Raw genomic sequence first — 10,226 nt, 5'->3', positions numbered from 1 at the left:
TAATAAATAAAAAATAAGCACGGTCATTCGACTGTGCTTATTTACTTGCATACAAATAACTCTGTACTAATTACGATGTCATTTTGTGTGCGATTTAACTTGTAATTTCCCCAACAATTTTAAGTTTTGTACTTCAAAACAGAACCCGTTAGCCATAGCAGCCTTGCCTTTTCTTTTTGTTTTTACAAGTCACACAATCACTATATTGTAACTAAACTTCATTAAAGAGCGAAGTATTGGCGTATAACGATGAGGCTCCGCCAGAGTGCACGAATAGGATGTTATCGTCCGGCTTAAAGGTGGATTTTTGGATTAAATCAATGAGTCCCGCTGCTGCTTTACCTGTATATACTGGATCCAGCAAAATCCCTTCTGTTCTTGCCATGAGCTTGACAGCTTCCACCATTTCAGGCGTAGGTAAAGCGTAGCCTGGTCCGACATACTCATCAAAACACGTAACTGCCTCACGTGGGATTGAATTTGGAATGCCAATGTGTGCAGATGTTTCTTTAACAAGCTGAAAAACTTTCTCTTCTTGTTCCGCTTTTCCTCTGCTTACGTTTATTCCGATTACCGGTATTTTGCTTTGATTTCCATAAAAGCCTGTAACCAAGCCTGCATGCATTCCCCCGCTGCCGCTTACACAAACAACCGCATTTATATTGACTCCTTGATCAAAGGACTGTGCCAAAATCTCTTGAGCGCAAGCAGCATATCCCGTTGCGCCAATGACATTTGAACCCCCGACCGGAATGATATAAGGTTTATTTCCCTTATCCGTTACTTCTTTAGCTACTTTCTGCATTTCCTCCATCAGGTCCGTCCCATTAGGCACGATCTTGACTTTTTCAGCACCCAGTAAATGATACAGAAAATAATTACCATTAAAATCTGGCTCAGAATTTGTTAGACCTTCTTCCAATACAAGAATACACTTCATTTTCTCTTTAACGGCAGCAGCCAGTGTTAAGCGGCAATGATTTGATTGAATACCTCCACATGTAATTAACGTATCCGCTCCTTTGTCTAATGCATCGGCAACAAGGAACTCTAGTTTTCTTGTTTTATTTCCACCAGCTGTCAGCCCAAGTAAATCATCTCGTTTAATATAAATGGAAGGGCCCCCAAGAACTTCAGAAAAATGATGTAATTTCTCAATGGGAGTATATGTTGGTGTATATCGCTTCCTGGGGAATTGTGCTAAATTCATATTATTTCTCCTCCTGTATTCTCTGTTTAAGACTAGCCCAATGAGAAAAGAGAATATCAATCTGATATTCTCTTTTCAATACTTATGATTAAATCATAGCAAACGCTTCGATTTCAATCAAAGCATCTTCAGGTTAACGAGCAAAGCCAAGGAAAAACCGTTGTTGTTAAGCTAACGAGGCAGATTAATTGAAAGAAGAACAAGAAGTATCGTTACTGATAAGCCGCTTGTTCTTCTTTTTCTATGTTTAGTTTTCTGTGATGGACATAAAGCCTAAAACAAGTAAAAATGTACTAATCAAATTATAACAGTTTTACAGGTACACATATTTCGCAATAATCGTTGTTAATCATATCACCTGTGTATCTTTCTAAAATCGGTTTGTTGTCAATTTGATATCCACTGTTGTGTAAAGCTGGAAAAATTTCAGCCCATGCTTTTTGAATATCTTCTGCTGTATGTTTGACTTTGCAAATAACATATTTTCCACCAGAAAGTTCACCTTCACAAATTGAATCATCAATTTGATAATCCTTTGAAATCACAATTCAAGCATCATATCTACAGTTATCAGGAAGTGTTGTTTCAGGGTTATCTTGTGGAATTCCAAGTATTATTGCCGATTTAACAAGATTTTTATCCTCAGCCCATTTCTTTAACTTTTTCATTGCTAGAATGTTAGCAGGACCATATGGACCAACTTGTCGCACATATGCAATGCGATATTTTGGAAGAGTTTCGACTTTAATATTCATAGTTTCTTTTTCCTTTCTCCAATAATATTTACTATATTTCGAATGCTATTATGATATAAAAATATAATCAATAATTTTTTTAAAATTGATAATTTTCTTATTCAATAAACAAGATCTTTTTTTGAAAAAGATCTAAATCTCTAGGTCGATTAAAATCTCATTAAAAGCCAGGGATTTTTCTTCTATTAATTTATCCAGTTTCTTCACATATGGACTTAAGAAAAAGGCTGCCCCACTTTTCAATTGGGTGCAGCCCTGTTTCAACTTAAATTCATTTCATAATAAGGCTCTTCCTGATTTGTATCATCAAACCATTTCATACCTTTATATTCAAACCCGATTTTTTCTAAAATTTTCAGTGAACCCACATTTTTCGGATCAGCTGATGCGTAAATATTCATTACTCTCGGATGTTTTTTTGCAAAATCAACACATGCTCCTGCAGCCTCTGTTGCGTAGCCCTTCCCCCATGCGGATTTAGCAAAATGGTAAATCAATTCAACTGTCTCCTGTGTCGTTCTTACATTAAATCCTGCTGCGCCGACAACCCCTCCTGACTCCTTTTCTATAACCGCATAAACCGAGAGACCTTTTGTCTCGTGGCAAGATGCATATGCTTCCAGCGCTTTATCTAGATGCTCGTAAGGAATAGCGCCGAAGCAATGCTCCATTACTTCCTCATTTCCCCAAAATGCCGTTGCATCCTCTACATCGTTTTTTTCAAAAACCCTCAACAGCAGCCGCTCCGTTTCAGCAATCACATTCATATTGAATCCCCCTTTTCCTCCGTTTTAAATTCTTTAACCTTCAGGTGAATTGGTTTTTCCACTAACCTGACCTTTAACTCGATAAGAAAAACGCCTGCCGCCGCTGCCATTTTGTTAAACTCTAGCACCCGTTATTTTAAGTGCAATTCTTTACAATCTGTTTAGTTAATCTAAATATTCTAACGACAAAACATTAAAGAGTGAAACCCTGCATACGTTTTGCGTATTCCTATTTTGATTTTTAAAAAATTTAAAGATGCTCTAAAAGGAAATATTTAGTTTCACTGGGCTAAGCTGTTGCCTATATAATGTTTTGAAGAGTTAAAAGGGTGGTGTCTTCCAAATGTTACTTACGGTCATTATCATCATCGCGATTATAATTATCATCTTTTGCGTTATAGACGTTGAAACGTTCCAGAATACACTTGTAAGGAACGTTGAGTTTGCAGCAAGCGGTGGAGCGCCGACAATAGATACAGCGTTAGCGGCAGCAGCAATAGACCAACAAACAGCACTTGTTAACCAACAAACATCACTTGTTGACCAACTGATGATGGTTATAGATAAATATATGACTAATGAGAATAACAGAACTTTACAAACAAAAGAAAAATCCAAGTGTATAGTGTAACCGTTGAAAACGAACGGTAACCTACAGAAACAGGATCCCTGCTGCTTCTATAGTTTTGGAGTTCTAAGCTGTTCCCTACTCCGTTATTAAAAAGGGAATAGCTAGACCTGTTTCTTGTTGAACTACTCCTCCCAAGTAGTAAGACCATACTTCGACAGACCTCTTATTAAGCTATCCTACCCGTTAGCTAAATAAAAAAGTTAGTAAAAAAGTGTTACTGTTTAATGCAGAAACGCACCCATTTGTTTAAGTTACAATATTCCATAATCTGGCTAAAATTACTTAATAATAAAGAATTAACTCTGTTTGTTCACGATGGTTTCATTTTCAACGCTTCTTTTAAAATATACAATGAGAGTTCATGATCATTCATCACGTATGGAACTTCCTCTGGTTCGACCCAGATACGAGAAAGTGTTTCATTTTCACGAAGAAAAGGAAACACTTTCTCAATATCCATTCTATAAAATAATTGATAACCAATCATTGGATATGGACCATTCTGTAAAAAGTTTTCATTTTCTCTATGATTTACTTCAATCGCACCAATATATTTTACATCTCCAGTAACATATCCTTCTTCGTAAACTTCTCTAAGAAGTGCTTCTTCAGGATTTTCGCCTAACTCAATATGACCACCTGGAATGTTAAAACCTCTCTCTTTAACTTGAACCAATAAAACTTTACCTTCAGCAAAACAATAACTATGAACACTTGTTATTAATTCTCTTTTATTTATTTCTTTGTAAGGAACCCACTTAAGACAAACTTTGTTTCCTCCCCAATTCACATAAATTTGATTGCTCATAAAAAACCTCTGATATATTGTATTTTTTTCCATTATTATTTCTCTAATAGAATAAAAATCTCCTTCTTCCCCTCCCTCTATATAGAAAAAAGAGCTGCCACCGCAACTCATTAGTTAAACAAAAGCATCCGTTTGTATCTTCCACAATGACCCGCACCCTAACGCCGTTTTTGGCAAGCAGATCGTGGAAAATTCTATTTTTCTATGAAAAACTGCCTATTCGCTCATCAATCTCTCTGCCATTTCAGGAAAGTCAATAAACGGATTCCGGTTTCCTTGTAATTCAAAGATGGCCAGGTTCCTATGCTTTTCATATAGGGACACTGGAAATTGCATATGCCAATTCATTAAAACACGTAGGTTCACATAATCTTTATTGATGATCCCTTGATACCGGGTTAAAAAATACAATGTGGCCCTTGCTACAATTCCCTTTCCGTACTCTGGTTCAAACTTTCCTTCATCTGACTTTCCACAGCCTTCCTTAATTCCTAAAGTAAGTTTTTCCGGAACATATTCAGGAAAATCATCATAAGGATTGTTTCCGCGTCGGCTGTTACATGCGGGTTCACAGGAAAATAAATGATGCAAATCTCCTCTCATTGGTTCTTGCTTCTTAAACCATGATTGAGGTACCACATGTTCGCAATTTAAAGTCATTTCATCAGATAAACTAGTGATGTTCCCGCTTGCTGTAAGTTCAAGAATACGAATGTCCTCCTCAATGGCAGCGAGCGGATCCATTCCTTTCCCGGAATAGATACTTTTTAGTTTCCTATTCTCCTGAAGATCAACCCACGGATAAACATAACGATGAGGAGAGTAATTTAGCTTATTTCGGTGCGATCTTTCTAATAAATGATGAATACTGTTTTTGTCAAATGATGTATTTTTATAGTATGATTGTTGGATTCCCAAATCCTTTTGTTCCTCATAGTAGCTGCGGTTATTGCTGTATTCCAAATAGGCTGCCATTAAGTTCTCCCGTTCTTTGGCCAATAATTCCATCCGGTTCATCATAACCTCACCTCTCTAGGGAAAAATAGTTTTCATAGAACTAGAAACAGAATCAACCTTTAGCTATTTCTTATGTCCACTTGCAGGATGAAATTGAAGCCAGCTCATGATGTTATTAATAGTTTAACAATTGAAAATTTGATTTAATAGCTACTTATGGGGTGTTTTATTGCATAAAAGTGCCTGCCACCACTCGGAATTTGTCGAATTTAATTCGACAATTATCGGGTGGTGACAGGCACTATTTTATTTTTGAACCAGTTCTAAAAACGAGCAAATCGTTAAGATTCCTTTATCGAAGTTTTCCAAATGAAAATGTTCATTCGGAGCATGAAGATTTTCTCCTGGTAAACCAAATCCCATTAAGACAACGGGAACATTTAGTGATTGGCTGAAATCCGAAACTATCGGAATGGAGCCGCCTTCTCTTTTGTAAACAGGTGATTTCCCATACACGTTTTCATAGGCCTCGGCAGCTTTTTGAATCATCGGACTGTCAATCGGGATTAAAAGTGGATTTCCCGCATCACCAAGAGACACTTTTACCGAGCATCCTTTTGGTGCATATTCTTCCAAATGCTTTACAATCAATTCCTGAATCTTTTCGGGATTTTGATTATTGACCAGACGGCAGGTTATTTTGGCATGTGCCTCGTTAGGGATGACGGTTTTTGTTCCTTCCCCTTGAAATCCGCCCCATAGGCCGTTTATTTCTAATGTCGGCCGGGAACTGATTCTCTCGCGGTAAGGATAATTTTGTTCTCCTCCAGTCAAATCCGTTAGCCCTAACGACTGTTTTAGCTTTTCTTCATCAAACCCCAATGCAGCAATCTGTTCCTTTTCAAATTCTGTCAGTTCTACGACATCATCATAAAAATGGTCAACATTTACTTTTCCGTTTGCATCATGAAGGGTAGAAAGCAGCTGTATCAATAGGTGGTTGGCGTTCTGGACTCCTCCGCCGAACATGCCCGAATGCAAATCAGAATTAGCCGTTTTAAGGGAAACTTCCAGTGCGCATAGCCCCCTTAAAGAACAAGTGATGGCTGGGACTCCTTTGTCCCACATATCAGTATCAGAAATAATGACCACATCACAGGATAGTTTTTCTTTATTTTCGGATAAAAAGTGTAGAAGATTGGGACTTCCAATCTCTTCTTCCCCTTCAATACAAAATTTTATGTTCACAGGCAACTTTCCATCTAATTCCATTAAAGTTTCCACTGCTTTAATATGGAGGAACATCTGTCCTTTGTCATCAGTTGCCCCTCTGGCAAAAATCTTTTCATCACGGATGGTTGGTTCAAACGGAGGCGTTTCCCATAAACCAACAGGGTCAACCGGCTGTACGTCATAATGGCCGTACACTAGGACTGTTGGAGCATTTTCCTGATGAATCCAGTCGGCATATATAATAGGGTGACCTTGTGTCTGGATGATTTCAACATGTTCCATTCCAATGCTTTTTAATTTGTTGGAAATCCATGAAGCTGCATTTTGAATGTCCTCTTTATGTTCAGATAAGGAGCTAATGCTTGGAATACGAAGCAATTCTTTTAATTCCTCGACATTTTTATCATAATTACTGGATAAAAGCTCGGATAGTTGACTCATGTTATCACCTTTTCTATTTTTATTTTCTATTCTATTTTATACAAAAAAATGGAGAAAACCCACTATCGACAATGAAAATGTAAGAGAGTAAATTGGCACACAATAAATTCTATGAGAAAAATTTCAGAGATGATGTTTTTGTATAAACTATGAAATAAATGTCCATCCTGTAGCTATATTAATGGATTGGGAGAGTGGGGAAACGTGATGGTAGAGGGATTATCTATGAGCACTGAAGAATTAAATAAAATGATCGCAGTGAAAAAAATGGATTTAGAGGAATGCGAACAGGAGCTTCATAATCGATACTACCCATCAGTGGTAAGAGTAGCCATGATGCGTTACATATCGGAGCTGCGACACCAATTAGAAATGTTCAATTCTGATGATTTAAAAAAGATTGAGAATGGATAAAAAGAAGTACCCAGGTCACTATTTTCAATAAAATACGTAAAAGCCGCTTCCGGGTACTTTTATTATAAATTAATCAACTTTATTGTCACCCTACACAAGTAACAGCAAGTTTTAAGCACTTTTATTACTCAGTCAATTCTAAGAGATTGCCTTCAGGATCTTCTATCACACTCTCATAACAGCCGTCTCCAGTGACGCGAGGCCCATTAACAAGCCGGTAACCATCATTTTGTAAGCGAGCTGTCATCTGATTAACGGACTCCCTGCTCCCCAAGGATATTGCAATATGAGCCCAACCAATCCTATCGTCCTGATTCGGCTTATCCATGCCTGACTTACGCATAATCTCTAAACGTGCGCCCCCGTCAAACGTTAGAAAATAAGATTCAAATTCCTTATCTTTATTATGATACTTTGAGTTTGCATTCCCATTAAAGTACGTTACATAAAACGTCTTCATAGCTTCTAAATCTTTGACCCAGATTGCCACATGCTCTATTTTCATCTCGCTCCACTCCTCAAATGTAGTTATATTTCTACCTTAAAAAAATTCTTGCGGGGTTTATCCCACTACTACCTATCAACCATGAACATCTACATTAATTAATCAATAAAAACCCTTTAATAGTTAAATTTCGGTGAAGTTTTTATTTTTTACACTTACTAGTCCGTTTCTATTCAATATGGCATTTAATTTTTCAGAACCTAGGAGCAATATTGCAACAAATCCTGCAATAACAAACGGGAAGATTCCTATTGTTGAGTGTGCTGCAATGAAACCAAGAAGAGGAGGCAGGAATGTACTACCTGTATAAGCAACAGCCATTTGATACCCCATAATTGTCTGAGAATGTTCCTTCCCAAATCGTATTGGTGTTTCATGTAACATACATGGGAAAATAGGTGCTAATCCTAATCCAATCATGATAAAGCCAATAAGTGAGAAAATTGATGGCAATGATAAAAATAAAAGTGTCGTACCAGTTAATGCTGTTATTTGCCCTATTCGAATAAGAGTACGGTTACTTATTTTTAAGGTAATAAAACCTGTAATAAATCTTCCTATTGTTATTCCCGCATAATACAAGGAAACCCATTTTGCGGCTACATCTACGGATAATCCTTTAACATTTACCAGGAAACTACTTCCCCAAAGTCCCATAGTTGCTTCTGCACCACAATAAAACAAGAAAGATATCAAAGCTAGCTTAACTCCCCTAATTTGCAGTGGTTTTAGATTTTTAGCATTTGCTCCATACAATCCACTATTTGTATTTTCTGGCTCTTTAGTTGAGATGACATTGCTGCTTCCCCCAACCTTATTCCATAAAGGCAAAGTGAAGAAAAGAATGACGACTAATGCAAACTGAAGACCGGCGATGGCAAGATACCCGTTTCTCCAAGAATGTTGCCCTGAAATAAACTGAGCCATAATTACAGGACCGAGTGTAGCCCCAACTCCCCAAAAACAATGAAGCCAACTCATGTGGTGTGCTTTGTAATGTGTAGCCACATAATTGTTTAACCCCGCATCAACTGCCCCTGCACCTAATCCAAGTGGTATGGCACAAATAAATAACCAAACAAGCGAAGGAGCAAAATGAAAACCAATCAGTGCTACAGCTGTCATCAAACAACTGAAAAATGTTACAATGCCAGTTCCAAAGCGTTTAAGTATAGCTCCGCTAGCAAAACTTGAAATGATCGTTCCTCCTGCGATTGTCATAAAAAGTAATCCAGCAGTCTCAAGCGGTGCTCCAAAATCCGATTGCATCATAGCCCAGGAGACTCCCAACAATGAATCAGGTAAACCCAAGCTGATAAAAGCCAAGTAGATAATTAGTAAAAAGAAAGTAGCTATTGATTACCCCTCCATTAAATTTTTAATATAGGCATGGATGTGTCTTAGCTGCTTATTCCGGTGATCATGAGATCAAGACCAAGACTTTGTAATCCAAATAGATAGTCTTGTTTCCAATCACTCATTATAAGTTCTGGAAGATGTTCTACTGGAATATACATTGAGCTTCGTTTTACAATTTGGTCTATGATAAACTGGTTGACTTCATCATCGCAAAAAATGATTGCATGAGGGTTAATGATAGCTACAAATGAAGCTACTAACCTGCTAATGGCATCAATCTCATATTCCTCACATATAAATGCTTTCTTAGTCTCGTTTCCATTTTCCAATACCTGGCGAAAATTTCGGTCATCATACTGTGGAACGAATGAAACCTCTCCTGAAAAATTAGTGCTACCTCGTACCACAACTCCATTTACCATAATTCCAGCACCTGGACCATTTTGACCTGAATATAAATAGATTAGAGATTTATTTTTCTTAGTTCCCTTACTATCGTGATATCCAAGCACTGCCGCATTCATATCGTTCTCTATTACAACAGGTTTTGAGAAGCGATTTTCCAAATATCCCTTCAAATCAAAGTTTTGAAGATGCTCATACCCTGGTATATAAAAAATCCGTCCATTATCAACGGAACCAGGTACACCAATGGCTATAGAACAGATTTTCGGATGTTTCTCTATTATCCCTTCAACACACTTGGTTAATGAATCTAAATTAACATCTACTAATACACTCGAGGTTTTTCCAACATCCTTCACTTCTCCTAAACAGTTAAAAACAATATAATTTGTCTCTGTTCTCTCCAAAAAGATTGCCAACCCTAACATATACTCCGGATTGTATATATATCTTTTTGCCCTTCTTCCACCACTCGAATCATCAAGGCCAACCAAAATAAGTTCCCCATCTTTTTCCATCCGAGCTAAGAATTTACTTATTGTAGGGAAACTAATACCTAATTTATCGCTAAGTTCAACTTTTGTTGCACTTCCTAGTTCTAATATAGATTTACGAATTCCGCGAAGGATTACCTTCCTCATCGATTTTGGAGTAGCATTCACAATGATCACCACCTTTTAAAATGGACTTATTAAAGATATTTAATAAGTATCTAACAAAAAACTTATTAAATATCTTTAA

The 10,226-nt window shown here is 37.2% G+C and carries 10 protein-coding genes and 1 pseudogene; 2 read left to right on the top strand and 9 right to left on the bottom strand.

Annotated features, from left to right (window positions below):
• Positions 1 to 211 precede the first annotated feature (211 nt).
• The 3 genes and pseudogenes from V7150_RS20880 to V7150_RS20870 form a co-directional block, all read right to left on the bottom strand.
• Positions 212 to 1,210 carry a D-cysteine desulfhydrase gene (locus V7150_RS20880; RefSeq protein WP_335522114.1) on the bottom strand — a complete coding sequence of 333 codons (999 nt, stop codon included), beginning with the start codon at positions 1,208 to 1,210 and terminating at the stop codon, positions 212 to 214.
• Positions 1,211 to 1,512: 302 nt separating this feature from the next.
• Positions 1,513 to 1,965: pseudogene (locus V7150_RS20875) on the bottom strand (AraC family transcriptional regulator).
• Between the two features lie 260 nt (positions 1,966 to 2,225).
• Positions 2,226 to 2,732, bottom strand: coding sequence for a GNAT family N-acetyltransferase (locus V7150_RS20870; protein ID WP_335522112.1), 507 nt, complete (start codon positions 2,730 to 2,732; stop codon positions 2,226 to 2,228).
• A gap of 343 nt (positions 2,733 to 3,075) precedes the next feature.
• Here V7150_RS20870 and V7150_RS20865 point away from each other — a divergent pair, with 343 nt between their 5' ends.
• Complete coding sequence (locus V7150_RS20865; protein ID WP_335522110.1) at positions 3,076 to 3,363, top strand: hypothetical protein; 288 nt, start codon at positions 3,076 to 3,078, stop codon at positions 3,361 to 3,363.
• 310 nt (positions 3,364 to 3,673) lie between these two features.
• Here the strand turns inward: V7150_RS20865 and V7150_RS20860 are convergent, their stop codons facing one another.
• The 3 genes from V7150_RS20860 to V7150_RS20850 form a co-directional block, all read right to left on the bottom strand.
• A complete protein-coding gene (locus V7150_RS20860; protein ID WP_335522108.1) occupies positions 3,674 to 4,282 on the bottom strand; it encodes an NUDIX hydrolase in 609 nt (202 codons plus the stop codon).
• A gap of 105 nt (positions 4,283 to 4,387) precedes the next feature.
• On the bottom strand, positions 4,388 to 5,191 hold the full coding sequence (locus V7150_RS20855; RefSeq protein ID WP_335522106.1) for an endonuclease I family protein: 804 nt from the start codon (positions 5,189 to 5,191) through the stop codon (positions 4,388 to 4,390).
• Between the two features lie 243 nt (positions 5,192 to 5,434).
• Positions 5,435 to 6,802 (bottom strand): dipeptidase, encoded by a 1,368-nt coding sequence (locus V7150_RS20850; RefSeq protein WP_335522104.1) that lies wholly within the window; start codon positions 6,800 to 6,802, stop codon positions 5,435 to 5,437.
• A 225-nt stretch (positions 6,803 to 7,027) separates the two neighbouring features.
• Here V7150_RS20850 and V7150_RS20845 point away from each other — a divergent pair, with 225 nt between their 5' ends.
• Positions 7,028 to 7,216: a hypothetical protein gene (locus V7150_RS20845; RefSeq protein ID WP_335522102.1), complete on the top strand. Its 189-nt coding sequence runs from the start codon at positions 7,028 to 7,030 to the stop codon at positions 7,214 to 7,216.
• Between the two features lie 124 nt (positions 7,217 to 7,340).
• Here the strand turns inward: V7150_RS20845 and V7150_RS20840 are convergent, their stop codons facing one another.
• The 3 genes from V7150_RS20840 to V7150_RS20830 all read right to left on the bottom strand — a co-directional run bounded on the left by V7150_RS20840 (position 7,341) and on the right by V7150_RS20830 (position 10,126).
• Positions 7,341 to 7,721: a VOC family protein gene (locus tag V7150_RS20840; RefSeq protein WP_335522100.1), complete on the bottom strand. Its 381-nt coding sequence runs from the start codon at positions 7,719 to 7,721 to the stop codon at positions 7,341 to 7,343.
• Between the two features lie 123 nt (positions 7,722 to 7,844).
• A complete protein-coding gene (locus V7150_RS20835) occupies positions 7,845 to 9,077 on the bottom strand; it encodes an MFS transporter (protein ID WP_335522118.1) in 1,233 nt (410 codons plus the stop codon).
• A gap of 44 nt (positions 9,078 to 9,121) precedes the next feature.
• Positions 9,122 to 10,126, bottom strand: coding sequence for an ROK family transcriptional regulator (locus tag V7150_RS20830; RefSeq protein ID WP_335522116.1), 1,005 nt, complete (start codon positions 10,124 to 10,126; stop codon positions 9,122 to 9,124).
• Between the last annotated feature and the right edge of the window lie 100 nt (positions 10,127 to 10,226).

The sequence above is a fragment of the Neobacillus drentensis genome, from assembly GCF_036965245.1.
In the GTDB taxonomy this organism is placed as follows: domain Bacteria; phylum Bacillota; class Bacilli; order Bacillales; family Cytobacillaceae; genus Neobacillus; species Neobacillus drentensis_G.
Note: the sequence above shows the minus strand (reverse complement) of the source record. Positions and strands in the feature narration are given on the sequence as shown.